Source organism: Rhizobium sp. Root1204 (genome assembly GCF_001424965.1).
GTDB lineage: Bacteria > Pseudomonadota > Alphaproteobacteria > Rhizobiales > Rhizobiaceae > Pararhizobium.
Genome location: NZ_LMCZ01000008.1, coordinates 32,693 through 48,227, shown reverse-complemented (window position 1 = coordinate 48,227; position 15,535 = coordinate 32,693). Strand labels below are relative to the sequence as shown.

The 15,535-nt window shown below is 60.0% G+C and carries 16 protein-coding genes; 10 read left to right on the top strand and 6 right to left on the bottom strand.

What is annotated here, in order from left to right:
* Window positions 1-11 precede the first annotated feature (11 nt).
* Window positions 12-1,043 carry a LacI family DNA-binding transcriptional regulator gene (locus tag ASC96_RS10705; protein WP_060503032.1) on the bottom strand — a complete coding sequence of 344 codons (1,032 nt, stop codon included), beginning with the start codon at window positions 1,041-1,043 and terminating at the stop codon, window positions 12-14.
* 165 nt (window positions 1,044-1,208) lie between these two features.
* Between ASC96_RS10705 and ASC96_RS10700 the strand changes: the two genes are divergently transcribed.
* The 6 genes from ASC96_RS10700 to ASC96_RS10675 all read left to right on the top strand — a co-directional run bounded on the left by ASC96_RS10700 (window position 1,209) and on the right by ASC96_RS10675 (window position 9,070).
* Window positions 1,209-2,741, top strand: a complete 1,533-nt coding sequence (locus tag ASC96_RS10700) for a sugar ABC transporter ATP-binding protein (RefSeq protein WP_060503031.1) — start codon at window positions 1,209-1,211, stop codon at window positions 2,739-2,741.
* 46 nt (window positions 2,742-2,787) lie between these two features.
* Window positions 2,788-3,816, top strand: coding sequence for an ABC transporter permease (locus tag ASC96_RS10695; protein WP_060503030.1), 1,029 nt, complete (start codon window positions 2,788-2,790; stop codon window positions 3,814-3,816).
* Window positions 3,817-3,882: 66 nt separating this feature from the next.
* Complete coding sequence (locus ASC96_RS10690; RefSeq protein ID WP_060503029.1) at window positions 3,883-4,836, top strand: substrate-binding domain-containing protein; 954 nt, start codon at window positions 3,883-3,885, stop codon at window positions 4,834-4,836.
* A 258-nt stretch (window positions 4,837-5,094) separates the two neighbouring features.
* Entirely contained in the window at window positions 5,095-6,147 is a 1,053-nt protein-coding gene (locus ASC96_RS10685; RefSeq protein WP_060503028.1) for a sugar phosphate isomerase/epimerase, read from the top strand.
* A 195-nt stretch (window positions 6,148-6,342) separates the two neighbouring features.
* Window positions 6,343-7,524, top strand: a complete 1,182-nt coding sequence (locus ASC96_RS10680) for a Gfo/Idh/MocA family oxidoreductase (protein WP_060503027.1) — start codon at window positions 6,343-6,345, stop codon at window positions 7,522-7,524.
* Between the two features lie 169 nt (window positions 7,525-7,693).
* Window positions 7,694-9,070, top strand: coding sequence for a GH1 family beta-glucosidase (locus ASC96_RS10675; protein ID WP_060503158.1), 1,377 nt, complete (start codon window positions 7,694-7,696; stop codon window positions 9,068-9,070).
* A gap of 74 nt (window positions 9,071-9,144) precedes the next feature.
* On the opposite strand, the gene ASC96_RS10670 is transcribed toward ASC96_RS10675, so the two are convergent.
* The 5 genes from ASC96_RS10670 to ASC96_RS10650 form a co-directional block, all read right to left on the bottom strand.
* Window positions 9,145-10,089, bottom strand: coding sequence for a rhodanese-related sulfurtransferase (locus tag ASC96_RS10670; protein ID WP_060503026.1), 945 nt, complete (start codon window positions 10,087-10,089; stop codon window positions 9,145-9,147).
* 63 nt (window positions 10,090-10,152) lie between these two features.
* Window positions 10,153-10,512 (bottom strand): VOC family protein, encoded by a 360-nt coding sequence (locus ASC96_RS10665; RefSeq protein ID WP_060503025.1) that lies wholly within the window; start codon window positions 10,510-10,512, stop codon window positions 10,153-10,155.
* A 68-nt stretch (window positions 10,513-10,580) separates the two neighbouring features.
* Window positions 10,581-11,273, bottom strand: coding sequence for a YafY family protein (locus tag ASC96_RS10660; protein WP_060503157.1), 693 nt, complete (start codon window positions 11,271-11,273; stop codon window positions 10,581-10,583).
* A 52-nt stretch (window positions 11,274-11,325) separates the two neighbouring features.
* The gene (locus ASC96_RS10655) at window positions 11,326-12,231 is read right to left on the bottom strand and encodes a CHAD domain-containing protein (protein ID WP_060503024.1); all 906 of its coding nucleotides are present in this window, start codon (window positions 12,229-12,231) and stop codon (window positions 11,326-11,328) included.
* On the bottom strand, window positions 12,206-12,703 hold the full coding sequence (locus ASC96_RS10650; RefSeq protein WP_060503023.1) for a CYTH domain-containing protein: 498 nt from the start codon (window positions 12,701-12,703) through the stop codon (window positions 12,206-12,208). The genes ASC96_RS10655 and ASC96_RS10650 overlap by 26 nt, the downstream gene beginning before the upstream one ends.
* 231 nt (window positions 12,704-12,934) lie before the next feature.
* Between ASC96_RS10650 and ASC96_RS10645 the strand changes: the two genes are divergently transcribed.
* The 4 genes from ASC96_RS10645 (at window position 12,935) to ASC96_RS10630 (ending at window position 15,532) form a co-directional block, all read left to right on the top strand.
* On the top strand, window positions 12,935-13,573 hold the full coding sequence (locus ASC96_RS10645; protein WP_060503022.1) for a 2-dehydro-3-deoxy-phosphogluconate aldolase: 639 nt from the start codon (window positions 12,935-12,937) through the stop codon (window positions 13,571-13,573).
* A gap of 141 nt (window positions 13,574-13,714) precedes the next feature.
* Window positions 13,715-14,494, top strand: a complete 780-nt coding sequence (locus ASC96_RS10640) for a tellurite resistance TerB family protein (RefSeq protein ID WP_060503021.1) — start codon at window positions 13,715-13,717, stop codon at window positions 14,492-14,494.
* A 133-nt stretch (window positions 14,495-14,627) separates the two neighbouring features.
* Entirely contained in the window at window positions 14,628-15,320 is a 693-nt protein-coding gene (locus tag ASC96_RS10635; RefSeq protein ID WP_060503020.1) for a GNAT family protein, read from the top strand.
* Window positions 15,317-15,532 carry a hypothetical protein gene (locus tag ASC96_RS10630; RefSeq protein ID WP_060503019.1) on the top strand — a complete coding sequence of 72 codons (216 nt, stop codon included), beginning with the start codon at window positions 15,317-15,319 and terminating at the stop codon, window positions 15,530-15,532. The genes ASC96_RS10635 and ASC96_RS10630 overlap by 4 nt, the downstream gene beginning before the upstream one ends.
* Window positions 15,533-15,535 lie beyond the last annotated feature (3 nt).

Below are 15,535 nucleotides of genomic sequence, written 5' to 3'. Positions count from 1 at the left end.
GGCCGGAAGGCTCAGCGCTTCGCCCATTTGAGCGACGGGGCGGCAACCGAGTTGCGGACCACCAGATCGGGACGGAGCAGGATTTCCGTTTCCGGCGGCTTTCCGTCGGACAAAAGATCCAGCAATAGCGCCATCGCATGTTTGCCGATTGCGGTTCGCGGCTGGCGGATGGTCGTCAGTGCCGGTGACATGAAGCTTGCCTGTGGCACGTCGTCAAAACCGGTCACGGAAAAATCGCGCGGAATATCGTAACCGCGGGCGCCAAGGCCAATCATCACGCCGATTGCCGTCTGGTCGTTAACGCACATGAAGGCTGTTGGCAGCGTGTCGCGCATGAACAATTGTTCGACGGCAAGCCGCCCGCTTTCGATCGTGCCGTCGCCTTCAAAAACGATACGCTGATCGGCGCTGACATTGGCGGCATCCAGCCCGGCCTCATATCCGCTGCGCCGCCGGCTATAGGCCAGCCGGGTGCGGGAATCACCGATAAAGGCCACCTTGCGATGACCTTCGGCGATCAGCAGGTCGATTACCTTGCGGGCGCCCTCGGTATCATCGACGCCGACATAAGGAATGCCGCCATTGAAAACCGGTTCGAAAACACCGACGCTGGGCGGCAGCCGTGCAGTCATCGACTGATGGCCAAAAGGCAGGATGCCGGTAAACAGGATCAATCCGGCGGCTTGGTTGGAATTCAGGAACTTCAGATATTCCAGCCCGCGCTGGGCGTCGTTCTGCGTATGGCCGATCAGCACGCCGTAACCATGCGAGCGCGCTTCGTTTTCCAGGCCGACGAGAATGTTGGAAAAATTCGGGTCGCCGATATCGGGCGCCACCACCAGAATCATATTGGAACGGCCAAGCCGCAGGCTGCGGGCCATGGCGTTGGTCGTGTAGCCGGTGATGGCGATTGCCTGGCTGACCTTGAGCCGCGTCGAATTGGCGACTTTCTCTGGCATATGGATGGCGCGCGACACGGTCGCAATCGACACTTCCGCGATCCGGGCGACGTCTTCGATGGTTGCCGGCGTGGAATTCGACACTGCGCTCTGCCTTGGTTTTAGTCTCGGCGGGACACTACACAGACTTGCCCGGAGGTCAAAGCCTGCACGAAGAATTTCTCGGTTATGCCCTGATGTAAACCTTTACATGATCTATGTAAAGGTTTACATCATGCTCAAGCGGATGGGAGCCGCAGGGAGGATTTCATGAGTTCGCAGACCAGCGGCGCCGGTGATGGCGCGATCGTGTTGTCCGCACGGCGCATCAGCAAGTCGTTTAACGGCGTGCAGGTCCTGTTCGGTGTCGACTTCGATCTGCGTGCTGGCGAAATCCATGCCTTGATGGGGGAAAACGGTGCTGGAAAATCCACGCTCGTCAAGATTCTTTCCGGTTTCGAGCAGCCCACCTCCGGCGACATCATCCTCGATGGACATTCCGTCAAGCTGCCGCCGAACGGTGCCGCCGAAGCGCTCGGCATTGTCATCATTCACCAGGAATTCAATCTCGCCGAACATCTGACCGTCACTGAGAGCCTGTTTCTCGGCCGCGAAGTCACGCGTTTCGGCGTGCTCGATCGCAAGTTCATGCGGTCCGAAACGCGCCGCGTGCTTGATCTGCTCGGATCGCATGTCGATGAGAATGCGATGATCAGTTCGCTGTCGATTGCCGACAAACAGATGGTCGAGATCGCCAAGGCGATCAGCCGCGATGCCCGCGTCGTCTTCATGGATGAGCCGACCGCCGTGCTTTCCCGCGAGGAAACCAATTTCCTGTTCAAGCAGGTGCGCAAGCTGCGCGATCAGGGGACGAGTTTCGTCTTCGTCTCGCACAAGCTGGACGAGGTCATGGAGCTGACCGACCGGGTCACCGTGCTGCGTGACGGCCAGTGGATCAAGACGTCGCCGACATCCATTCTTGATGGGGAATCGATCGCGCAGCTGATGGTGGGGCGCGAGTTGTCGAAACTCTATCCGGCCAAGCGCGAGCCGAATGTTGACGAAGAGATCGTGTTGAGCGTCGACGCGGTGTCGACCGGCTACGTCAAAGATGTGAGTTTCGAGGTTCGCAAGGGCGAGATCCTCGGGTTTTCCGGCATGATCGGTTCCGGTCGCACGGAATTGATGGAGGCGATTGCGGGCTTGAGGTCGCGCGCCTCGGGTGAAGTGGTTATCCACGGCGAAGCGGTTCCATCAGGCGATGTGCATGCCGCCAACCGGCGCGGCCTTGCCTACATGACCAAGGATCGCAAGTCGAAGGGCTTGCTGCTCAATTCGCGGATGACCGCCAACCTGACGCTGCAGTCGCTCGAAAATCACGGCAAGCTCGGTTATCTCAGCCCCGCCAGCGAGGCGCAGGCGCTGGAGCGCGCGCGCCGCCGCTTCGATATCCGGGTACGCGATGGCAATGTGGTGGCTGGCCGCATGTCGGGCGGCAACCAGCAAAAGCTGCTGCTTGCCAAGGTCATGGAAACCGAGCCCGAGATCATCATCATCGACGAACCCACCCGCGGCATCGATGTCGGCACCAAGCAGCAGATCTATCACTTCATCTCGGCACTGGCGCGAGATGGCCGCTCGATCATCGTCGTCTCCTCGGAAATGCCGGAGGTGATCGGCCTTTGCACACGCGTCGCTGTCATGCGGGAAGGGCGGATCGTCGGCATGCTGGAAGGCGATGAAATCTCCGAGCAGGAGATCATGCGCTACGCGGCTGGACTGAAGAAAAAGGCCGCGGCCTGAACTGTTGTGGCGAAAGCGGCGCACTGAAAAACAAACCCCAGGGATAATGGGACGGGAGGTTGGAGTGGATACAAGCGTGAATGAGGAAACCCGGGACGTGCGGCGCCGGAGCTGGCGGGATATCGACCTTCGGGCGGTCGCGCCATTTGCGGCTTTGATACTGCTTCTCATCCTCGGGGCACTCGTCAATCCAAACTTCATCGGCTTGAACAATCTCGCCAATGTCGCCACCCGCAGTGCCTTCATCGCCATCATCGCGATTGGCGCAACGTTCGTTATTTCCTCCGGCGATCTCGATTTGTCCGTCGGCGCGATGGTGGCCTTCGTCGCGAGTCTGATGATCCTGTTCATGAACTCCGGCGTCATCGCCGACCCGGCCCTGATGCTGACGGCGGCAGTGCTGTTCGCGGTTGTCGCAGGGTCCCTGTGTGGCTTGGCAAACGGCCTGATCACCACGGTCGGCCGGATCGAGCCATTCATCGCAACGCTTGGCACCATGGGCATCTACCGCGGACTGACGACGTGGCTGTCGCAGGGCGGTGCGATCACGCTCAAGGATCCGGCCCTCCAGGAAATATACCGCCCCGCCTATTTCGGCTCGATCCTCGGTGTCCCGGTGCCGATTGTGGTAATTCTGGCGGTGACCTGCATTGCGGCTTTCATTCTCTATCGCACCCGTTATGGCCGCCATGTCGTTGCCGTTGGCTCGAACGCCGATGTTGCCCGCTATTCCGGCATTCCGGTCAACCGGGTTCGCACCATCGCCTTCGTCATCCAGGGGCTTTGCGTGGCGATTGCGGTTCTTCTTTATGTGCCGCGCCTCGGCTCCACGTCGGCGACGACCGGCATCCTGTGGGAACTCCAGGCGATCACCGCTGTCGTCGTCGGCGGAACGGCGCTGAAGGGTGGCGCGGGCCGGGTCTGGGGGACGATCTGTGGTGCCTTCATTCTGGAACTCGTTGGCAACATCATGCTGCTTTCCAATTTCATCAGCGAATATCTGATCGGGGCCATCCAGGGCACGATCATCATCGTTGCGATGCTCGTCCAGCGTTCGCTGGTTCGGAAATCGTGAAGGACCGGGTTCAGGGGGTCGCCCGGTCAGGACTGTTAGACCCGCATTCACTAGGGAGAGAGAAACATGCGTAAAGGACTATTGGGCGCAGCAGCCGTCGCCGTCATGGCGCTGACCAGCGTTGCCCACGCGCAAGAGGAAAAGAAGGTCACGATCGGCGTTTCGATCCCGGCCGCCGACCATGGCTGGACGTCGGGCGTCGTGTTCCACGCCGAACGTGTCGCCAAGCTCTTGATGTCGCAGCATCCGGGCCTCAACGTCATCGTCAAGACGTCGCCGGATCCGGCAAGCCAGGCCAATGCCGTGCAGGACCTTGAAACTCAGGGCATCGACGCACTGGTCATCCTGCCGTCCGATCCGGATCCGCTGGTCAACGCCATCAAGGAAGTCAAGGGCAAGGGCACGTTCGTCGCCATCGTCGACCGCGCGCCGTCCGTCAACGACAACACTGTTCGCGACCTCTATGTGGCCGGCAACAACCCGGCTCTCGGTCAGACGGCCGGCGAATATATCAAGGCAACGACGCCGGACGCTGAAGTCGTCATCATTCGCGGCCTGCCGATCCCGATCGACCAGCAGCGTCAGGATGGCTTCGACAAGGGCATCGAAGGTTCCAACGTCAAGGTTCTCGACCGCCAGTTCGGCAACTGGAACCGCGACGACGCCTTCAAGGTCATGCAGGACTACCTGACCAAGTACCCGAAGATCGACGTGGTCTGGTGCCAGGACGACGACATGGCTGTCGGCGTGCTGCAGGCTATCGACCAGGCCAAGCGCACCGACATCCAGTATGTCGTGGCCGGTGCCGGTTCGAAGGACATGATCAAGAAGGTCATGGACGGTGACAAGATGATCCCGGTCGACGTGCTCTATCCGCCGGCAATGGTTGGTACCGCGCTCGAAATGACCGTTGCCAATTTCTATGGCCAGGTTCCGGTTCGCGGCGTCTACACCATCGACGCAACGCTCGTGACCAAGGACAATGCCAAGGACTTCTACTTCCCCGATTCACCGTTCTGATCGCTTAAGGCAACGACCGGGCGCCCGCGAAAACGGGCGCCTATTTTTATGACGGGACATTGTTCGGACTGTCTCGCCGGATTTTTGCGGCACGTACCTCTTGCCGCCACGCAAAGTCCGTGATTAGGTTCCGGCGCACTGGAATTCTGGCCATCGCCGCCAGCTGGCTTTATCGGAAAGAGGCGCCTTGCCCTCGATAAATGGCATGTTACAACACTACGGAAACGTTTACGGTCGATAATCAGGGAGGAATCTGACATGAAGACCATCAAGGGCCCCGCGCTTTTCCTTGGCCAATTTGCGGGTGATGCCGCTCCCTTTAATTCATGGGATTCGATCACCCAGTGGGCGGCCGATTGCGGCTATATCGGCGTTCAGGTTCCGACCTGGGCCAGCCAGTTGATCGACCTGAAGAAGGCAGCTTCGTCGAAGGATTATTGTGACGAGTTCGCCGGCAAGGCGCGCGAGAACGGCGTTGAGGTGACCGAGCTTTCGACCCACCTTCAGGGCCAGCTGGTCGCGGTCAATCCGGTCTATGACGAAGCGTTCGATGGTTTTGCTGTCCCCGAAGTGCGCGGTAATCCGAAGGCCCGCCAGCAATGGGCTGTCGAACAGGTCAAGATGGCGCTGACGGCGTCGAAGCATCTCGGCATCAAGGCGCATGCGACCTTCTCCGGCGCGCTCGCCTGGCCGTTCATGTATCCGTGGCCGCAGCGCCCCGCAGGTCTGGTGGAAACCGCTTTTGATGAACTCGCCCGCCGCTGGAAGCCGATCCTCGATCACGCCGATGATTGCGGCGTCGATATCGCCTATGAGATTCATCCGGGCGAGGACCTGCATGATGGAATCACGTTCGAGATGTTCCTCGAGCGCGTCGGCAACCATCCCCGCGCGAACATGCTCTACGATCCCTCGCACTATGTTCTTCAGTGCCTGGATTATCTCGACAACATCGATATCTACCACGAGCGCATCAAGATGTTCCACGTCAAGGATGCCGAGTTCAATCCGACGGGGCGCCAGGGTGTCTATGGCGGCTACCAGGGCTGGGTGAACCGGGCCGGGCGCTTCCGCTCGCCGGGCGACGGCCAGGTCGATTTCGGCGCGGTGTTCTCGAAGCTGACCGCCAATGATTTCGACGGCTGGGCTGTGGTCGAATGGGAATGCGCGCTGAAGCATCCCGAAGACGGCGCCCGCGAAGGCGCGGAATTCGTCAAGCACCACATCATCCGCGTCACCGAAAAAGCCTTCGATGATTTTGCCGACAGTGGGGCAGACGACGCGGCCAACCGGCGTATGCTGGGGCTTTAAAGCCTCTTCTCCCCCTCGGGGAGAAGGTGGCCCGAAGGGCCGGATGAGGGGGGCAAACGCTCAGAATTTGCCGAGCCGCCCCCTCATCGCCTCACTGCGTTCGGCACTTCTCCCCGCTGGGGAGAAGAGGTCGCCACCGCCGGTAAGGGAGAGAAAAACTCCTACGAACACAAATCCAATTAAGGGAGACACTCTATGGCAATCGAAGGAACCACCGAGGTTCGGGAAAAGCGTATTCGTCTCGGCATGGTCGGCGGCGGGTCTGGTGCGTTTATTGGCGCCGTCCACCGCATGGCTGCGCGACTTGACGATCAATTCGAGCTGGTCGCTGGCGCGCTGTCGTCGACACCGGAAAAGGCGAAGAATTCGGGTGCCGAACTCGGTCTTGATCCGGCACGCAGCTATTCCGATTTCAAGGAAATGGCGATCCGCGAAGCCAAGCTGAAGAACGGCATCGAGGCCGTCGCTATCGTTACGCCGAACCACGTGCATTACGAGGCCGCCCGCGAATTCCTCAAACGCGGTATTCATGTGATCTGCGACAAGCCGCTGACCTCAACGCTATCGGACGCTAAGAAACTGAAGAAGCTGGCGGATGAGAGCGACGCGCTGTTCGTGCTCACCCACAATTACACCGGTTATCCGATGGTCCGCCAGGCCCGCGAGATGATCGAGAATGGCGATATCGGCGCCGTCCGGCTGGTGCAGATGGAGTATCCGCAGGATTGGCTGACCGAGAATATCGAACAGTCCGGTCAGAAGCAGGCCGCATGGCGCACCGATCCGTCGAAGTCAGGGGCGGGTGGCTCCACCGGCGATATCGGCACCCATGCGTATAATCTCGGCGCTTTCGTTTCCGGCCTTGAGCTGGAAGAGCTGGCTGCCGATCTCGATAGCTTCGTCGAAGGCCGGGCGCTGGATGACAACGCGCATGTGATGATGCGCTTCAAGGAAAAGAACGGTCAGCGCGCCAAGGGTATGCTCTGGTGCAGTCAGGTTGCCCCCGGCCATGAGAACGGCCTGATGGTCCGCGTCTATGGCACGAAGGGCGGCCTGGAATGGACGCAGAAGGACCCGAACTATCTCTGGTACACGCCGTTCGGTGAGCCCAAGCGCCTGATCACCCGTGCGGGTGCCGGTTCCGGCCCGGCCGCCGCCCGTGTGTCCCGCATCCCGTCCGGCCATCCGGAAGGCTATCTCGAAGGCTTCGCCAATATCTACACCGAAGCCGCTCGCGCCATCTTCGCCAAGCGCAAGGGCGTGGCGGTCGACCCGGCGGTCGTTTATCCGACGATCGATGATGGCATGAAGGGCATGGTGTTTGTCGATGCCTGCGTCCAGTCGTCGAAGCGCAACGGCGCCTGGATCAAGGTCTGATCCATCGCAGATACGTGCTCTCATTCACTCCGCCCCGAAAGGGCGGAGTGATGCAGTCCATAGGCGATTCTGTGGTTGACTTTTGGTCATTCCGAGTTACTGCAACGTTTCAGATTTCCTGATGGCGTGGAGCGGATTTGATGGTTTGCCGCGCAATCCGATGAGGGCGATGATGATCGAAGCAAAGAAACTGGCTGAACGCTTCCCCGGCGATTTCATTTTCGGTGTGGCGACCGCCTCGTTCCAGATCGAGGGGGCAACCAAGACCGATGGGCGCAAGCCGTCGATCTGGGATGCGTTTTCCAACATGCCGGGCCGGGTCTATCAGGGGCACAACGGCAATGTCGCCTGCGATCACTACAACCGGCTGGATGAGGACCTTGACCTGATCCAGGGCCTTGGTGTCGAAGCCTATCGCTTCTCGATCGCCTGGCCGCGGATCATTCCGGAAGGCACCGGGCCGGTCAATGAAAAGGGGCTGGATTTCTACGATCGCCTTGTCGATGGCCTGAAGCAGCGCAACATCCAGGCCTTTGCGACGCTGTATCATTGGGACCTGCCGCTGGCGCTGATGGGCGACGGCGGCTGGACGGCGCGCACGACGGCCTATGCCTACCAGCGCTACGCCAAAACCGTCATCGCCCGCCTCGGTGATCGTCTCGATGCTGTGGCGACGTTCAACGAGCCCTGGTGCTCCGTCTGGCTCAGCCATCTCTACGGCATTCACGCCCCGGGTGAGCGCAACATGGATGCGGCCCTGCATGCGCTGCATTTCACCAACCTCGCCCATGGCCTTGGCGTTGCCACCGTCCGCGAACTCCAGCCGGACCTGCCGGTTGGCATCGTCATCAACCCGATGCATGTCTATCCCGATAGCGACAGCGCCGAGGACAAGGCGGCGGCTGAACGGGCCTTCGATTTCCACAACGGCGTCTTCTTCGGCCCGGTCTTCAAGGGTGAATATCCGCAAAGCTTCCTGTCGGCGCTCGGCCATCGCATGCCCACCATTGAGGATGGTGATATGGCAACGATCAGCCAGAAAACCGACTGGTGGGGCGTCAACTACTACACGCCGATGCGTGTGTCCCATGATCCAGCCGAAGGTGCCGAATTCCCGGCGACGGTGAACGCCAAGCCGGTCAACGACGTGAAGACCGATATCGGCTGGGAGATCTTTCCGCAGGCGCTGGGTGATCTCATCCGCACGGTCAACGACCGCTACGCGCTGCCGGATTGCTACATCACCGAGAACGGGGCGGCCTACAATATGGGCGTCGAAAACGGCGTGGTCGATGATCAGCCGCGGCTCGATTACATCGCCGAGCATCTTGCCGTCACGGCAGATTTGATCCGGGAAGGTTATCCGATGAAAGGCTATTTTGCCTGGAGCCTGATGGATAATTTCGAGTGGGCGGAAGGCTACAAGATGCGCTTCGGCATCGTCCATGTCGATTACGATACCCAGGTCCGAACCATCAAGAAAAGCGGTCATTGGTACAAGGAACTGGCCGAACAGTTTCCGAAGGGCAATCACAAGGCCGGGTAAATTCGACCGGCTGCATCATCATAAGAATGGTGATGCAGCGCAGGACAGATACCCGGCCCGCCTCGGCGGCGGGCTCAGCTTCCCAAATGCCGCTCGCCGCGTTTCTTTGCCAGCTCCATCTGCCGCTGCCGCTGGCGATAACGCTGGCGGTCTTCCTCTGTGCGGGTATCATGACAGTGGACGCAGGTGACGCCATGCTCGTGATGGGGTGACAGAAGGTCCTGCGGCGTCAGCGGCTGGCGGCAGGCGTGGCAGAGCGTGTGCTCGCCTTCCTTCAGGCCATGCGTCACCGAGACGCGGTCGTCAAAGACGAAGCAGGCGCCATCCCAGAGGCTTTCCTCTTCCGGCATGTCTTCCAGATATTTCAGGATGCCGCCCTTGAGGTGGTAGACCTCGTCAAAGCCCTGTTCCTTCATGAAGGCTGTCGCCTTCTCGCAGCGGATGCCGCCGGTGCAGTACATGGCGATCTTCGGCTTTGCGGCGAGATCGGCATTGTTTTTCACCCAGCCGGGGAACTCACGGAAGCTTTTGGTGTTGGGGTCGACCGCGCCACGGAACATGCCGATCGCGGTCTCGTAGTCGTTGCGGGTATCGATCACGATTGTATCGGGATCGGAGATCAGCGCATTCCAGTCCTTCGGAGCCACATAGGTGCCAACGATCTTGTTGGGGTCGATATCCTCGACGCCCATGGTAACGATTTCCTTCTTCAGCCGCGCCTTCATGCGCAGGAACGGCATGGAGGAGGCCCAGCTTTCCTTATGTTCGAGACCTACGAATTCCGGCTGGGTGCGCAGAAAGGCAAGCACGGCCCTGATGCCGTCCTCAGGACCGGCAATCGTGCCGTTGATGCCCTCATGCGCCAGCAGCAATGTGCCCTTGACGCCATTGTCATCACAGATCGCCTGCAATGGCTCGCGAAAGTCGGCAAAGCGCTCGAATGCGGCGAAATGATAAAGCGCTGCCACCAGAAACTGGCCATTGGCTTCCGGGCGAGGGGTGTGGATCGTGTCTGTCATGCGGCGTGAAATACAGCTTTCCGGCCGCGCGCGCAATCGGGTGCGCGGCCGGCATGGAGATGGTCATGCGGCCTGCGGCGTAAAGACACGCAGGCGATGGCCATCCGGGTCGGTGCAGATAAACGTATAGTCACTGTCCGACGAGACCGGTTCCTGCAGGATCGTCACGCCTTTCCGGCGCCATTCGTCGTGAAGCGCATCGACGCCTTCGCGGCCAGCGACGAAGATTGGAAGCTCCGCGTCGTTGGTATTCACGGCGGCTGGCAGCCTCTTTCTCTTTGCCAGGCCAAGCTTCAACGCATCGTTCATCAGGACGACCGCATAGGTCGGCGACAGCTCCAGCGGCAGCGCACCGAACATCGCCATGTAGAAAACGGCGCTTTCGGCCGGGCTGTCGACGGGCAGAACAAAGTCGGTTTTCATGGCAGTCTCCTCTCGGTGGGTCCGGAGACGTTTCTATTCCGTTCTGCTGTCAATTTATGGCAGTAGGCTCACATGTCCTGAGGGACCTTGTGGGTGTTTCGCCATTCGGCCAGCAACCGGTCGCGCCGGCGTGGAATGCGGATGCCGGTCACGGTCATGGTGGTAAAACGGTCGGTGCGGAAATGACGGAAGTCGCTGCGCAGCTCGCACCAGGCCGCCAGCACGCGGGTTTCCTCGAAATAAGCCAGCGCAAAAGGCCAGATGCGCCGCGTTGTCGGCTGTCCATTGACGTCGGCATAGTCGATGTCGATCTTTATACCCAGCCGGATAGCTTCGCGAATGGCCGGAAAATCGATGGTTCCCAGCCGAAGGTCACGGGTGTTGTAGACGAGCAGCGAGTTCGTTTCCAACTCATGGCGCAGATCGGCGGGCAGCACGGCGGCGATCTTTGTCAGAGCGTTGCGGGCGGCATCCTTCAATTCGTCGTCGGTCCGCGCCGCTACCCAGCGTGCGCCGAGCACTAGCGCCTCGATTTCCTCTTCGCTCAGCATCATCGGCGGCATGAGGAAACCGGGTTTGAGCACGTAGCCGAAGCCGGGCGCGCCCTGGATGTCGGCACCTTGCGCCTGCAGTGTGGCGATGTCGCGGTAGAGCGTGCGGATGCTGATGCCCATGCGCTGGGCAAGCGCGTTGCCGCTCACCGGGCGCCGGTACGTGCGCAGAAGCTGGATAAGATCGAGAAGACGGGTGGAGCGGGACATGGTCGCGATCATACTGACAGGGATTGGCAGTATCAATGCCGGGAGTGCCGCGTCAGACTGCGTCCTGCCACAGGAGCATGATCTTGCGGCTTTCGTCCTTCGGGTCATCGCGAAAAACCGAAGCAGCAACGGTCAGTGCCTGTTCCCGCAGGGCTTTCTGCCGCGTGATGACGGCCGAGAGGAGATAGGCGACGTCCTCGCTCTTGCCCAATAGATGCGGCTGCTCATCGACCAAGGAGGCAAGGAGCGCCAGATCGTTGTGATGGCCAAGCAGATCGACCACCTTCGTGACCTCGACCCGCTTTGCGTGCATCGCCGAGGGCCACAGACGTTGCAGAAGATCGAGATAGAAACGGTAGTCCTGACTGCGTTTGCGCAATTCATGAAACAGATGTGCATCGGTGGTGTCCGTACAGGCTTCCAGCGCGGTGGAAGCTCTCTCCAATGCCTTGCGCCAGCCCTTGGCGATGCGTTTGGCACCCTTTTTGCCACCGTCCCGAAAAGTGATGCAGGCGAGTGAATCCAGTGCCCTGCCGCAGGTTGAGAGCGCTAAAGCGACGCTTTCTTCCTGTTGATCTCCCTCCGCGGCCCGCTCATCGCGCCGGGTGATCAGCACTTTGCCGATCCGTTTCAGGGCGGCGCGTTCGTCGTTGGTTTCGGCATGCTCCAGCAGATACCGGTTGACTTCGACAAGGGCAGTCGCGTCGCGGGAAATCGAGAGCATTTGGGACATCTTGCGGATGCGTGCATTCTCCGAGCGCTGGAATGCGGGAATGTCTGCCGCGGCGAGGCGATAGAGAGAACGCAGTCTTTTGAAATTCTTGCGGGCATCGTGAATGGCCTCCGGCAGCCCCTGCGGACGGTCGGTCAATACTGCAATGGCAAGTGTCAGTTGCTCGCTACCAACCGCTTTGAATTCATCCGTGAAGTGTTCAGAAGGGCGAATATGATAGCTCATGATCTGCCTTGGATACCAACGGATTGGTCGAGAGATACTGGTTGGAGTACTGCGGGTCTCCGGTCACCTCGTTACCCAGCCAGGAGGGCAGGTCCGGTGTGTCATCTTCGGCCTCAAGTTCGACTTCGGCGACAATCAGCCCTTCATGCGCGCCGCCATAGACATCGACCTCCCAGACGAAGCCGTGGTGGCTAACCTCATAACGGGTCTTCTCGATGACAAGGCCGACGGCCAAAGACATCATATCCTTGGCGTCTTCCACGGGAATCTCATACTCGAACTCATCGCGGGTCATCGAGCCAGTGCCGATCTTGATCGTCAGTTTCGCGCGCCTGTCATCGATCAGCCGCACACGTGCGGAACGGTCGTCCATGGTGACGATATAGGCCTGCAGAAAACGCGTACCGCCGTCTGCGGCCTCGCGCCAGCCATCGGAAGCCACCAGAAACTTGCGTTCAATTTCCTTGGCCATTGATAACGCCTGCCGTTTGAATGCCCACGCCAAGCACACTACAGGATTGTCACATTCGAACAAGCAAGCACTTTGACCTGCCGGCGGCTTTGAAGCACGTTCGGGCCTGTCTATTGTCAAGCATGCGTCACCATGTCCGAATAGGCTTGGCTGTCCCGTTTGGTATCGACAAAAGCGGATGGGAAGAGTATTCGAGCCTCACTTCAATCGTTTTAAAAAAGGCTGTCCGGCATGAGCGAGAAAACCGAGAGACTTCTTTCTGTCCTGAAATTGCAGCCGGTCGTTCCGGTGCTGGTCATTGATGACCTCGCGACCGCCGTGCCTTTGGCGCGTGCCCTTGTCGCCGGTGGTTTGAAAGCGATCGAAATTACGCTGCGCACGACTGCTGCGCTCGAAGCGATCCGGGCTGTGGCCAACGAGGTGGAAGGTGCCGTTGCCGGTGCCGGAACCATCCTCAATGCGGCCCAATACGAAGCGGCTGTCGAGGCGGGCTCGCAGTTCATCGTCAGCCCCGGCACGACGCAGGAGCTGATCGACGTTGCCAATGATTCCGATATCCCGCTTCTGCCGGGTGCTGCCACGGCAAGCGAGGTCATGGGCCTGCGCGAAGAAGGCTACAAGGTGATGAAGTTCTTCCCAGCCGAACAGGCTGGCGGCGCTGCCTACCTGAAGTCGCTGTCCTCGCCGCTGGCCGGCACGCTGTTCTGCCCGACCGGCGGCATTTCGCTGTCGAATGCCCGGGATTACCTGTCGCTGCCCAACGTCGTCTGCGTTGGCGGCTCCTGGGTGGCGCCGAAGGAACTGGTTGCCAAGGGCGACTGGGCCGGCATCACCAAGCTGGCTGCCGAGGCTTTCGCGTTGCGCGGCTGATCGATCGTTTCGTTATGACTGTTCAAAAGGCCGGGCGCGTGCGCCCGGCCTTTTTCATGGCAGGCGTCTTTCATTTGTATTTCTGTCGTTGCATTCCTATGTTTCTTTCCGACCGAAACCGGCCTCAAGGGAGTGGACCGAATGTTTGATGCGAAGAAATTGCTGGATCAGTTTTTGGGTTCGCAAATCCCCGGTGCTGGCGGATCGGTGCGGGAGCGGGCCGGTCAGGCGACGCAGCTGGCCAAGGACAATCCGCTGGCCGCCGGCGCCATCGCTGCCGTTCTGCTCGGCACCGGTACTGGCCGCCAGGTGGCTGGCTCGGCCCTGAAACTTGGTGGTCTCGCTGCCATCGCCGGTCTTGGCTACCAAGCCTACAAGAATTATCAGGCCGGCAAGGAACCTATCGCGCAGCCGGAAGCGCAGGCGCAGCCAGAACTGCTGCCGCCACCGGCCGATTCCGGCTTCAGCACCGAACCCGCTGTCATTCGCAATGATTTTGTGCTCGTTCTGGTCCGCGCCATGATTGCCGCCGCCCGCGCCGATGGTCACATCGACGATGTCGAGCGCGCCCGCATCATGGACAAGGTGAAAGTCTCCGGCCTCGATTCGGAAGCTGAGCAGTTCCTGCATGAGGAGCTAAGCCAGCCGGTCGACCTCGATGCCATCGTCGCGGCGGCTGTGACCGAAGAGGAGCGTGTCGAGCTTTATACCGCGTCGCGTCTTGCCATCGATGCCGACAGCCGCGCCGAGCGCGGATATCTCGATCAACTGGCCGGACGCCTTGGCCTTGCCGATGCTCTGATCGACCATATCGAGGCGACGGTCTCGTCGGCCAAGACACCGGTTATCGAAGCACAGGCCAATCCGCAGCAGACCTCGGTGCCGCAGACCGGTCAGCCCCCAATCAAGTCGCCGTGGTGATCAATCCATCATCACTTTGCATTTGTGCCGATGCCTGAGCTGTCCTATGCCAGCGTCAAAGCCTTTGTTATGACCGGTGCGGTTTCTGCGCCGGTTTCAAGGTTGCTGGTGTCGTCTCTTCCGGAGTTTGCAGATGCGTGATTTGACCAATTGGACAGCCCGCCCGGCCCCGAAACCGGTGACTCTGGAAGGCCGTTATGTGCGGATCGTGCCTTATGATCGGGTGAGCCACCTGGAAGCGCTATGGCGAGCCTTTGGTGGTCTGGAGATCAATGTGCGCCTTCAGTATTTCTCGCAGGATGATTTTCGCGGCATCGAGGATTTCGATGCCTGGCTCACGGCGGTGCAGAAGGGCGGCTGGGTTACGGAAGTCTTCTGTGACAAGGCCAGCGGCGATGTCGTCGGCATGGCCAACTACATGCGGCCCGATCCCGCCAATGGTGTGGTCGAGGTCGGTGGTGTAGCGCATTCTTTTTCGATGGCCAGGTCGCCCTTGTCCACCGAAGTTCATTACCTGATGGCCAGGCACGCCTTCGAGGACCTGGGATACCGGCGATACGAGTGGAAATGCGACAACCGTAATGAAGCCAGCAAGAAAACGGCGAGCCGGCTTGGCTTCAGCTTTGAAGGGGTCTTCCGCCAGCACATGTTGTCGAAGCGCGCCAATCGCGATACGGCATGGTTCTCGATCATCGATGGCGAATGGCCGTTGCTCAACGCTGCTTTCGAAGCTTGGCTGTCGCCTGAGAATTTTGCCGGTGATGGCACGCAGAAGCGAAAGCTTGAAGATATTCGCGCCGGACTGGCGCAAAAGGAGACCGCATGAATACCCCGGAAAAGAAGGAACACTCGCCAGCGATCGCCGCGGCCGTTATCCTGGTCATCGTCGGGGCCGGCTTCTTTATCCTGCCGAAAATCATGCTCTGGCTTGGCACGTTTTCGCCCTGGCTGGCCGCGGCCTTCGGTGCGGTTTTCGTGCTCGGCTTCTTCCTGATCTTCTGGCTGCGCGCCCGATACCAGCGCGGGCGTGGACTTTGAAGG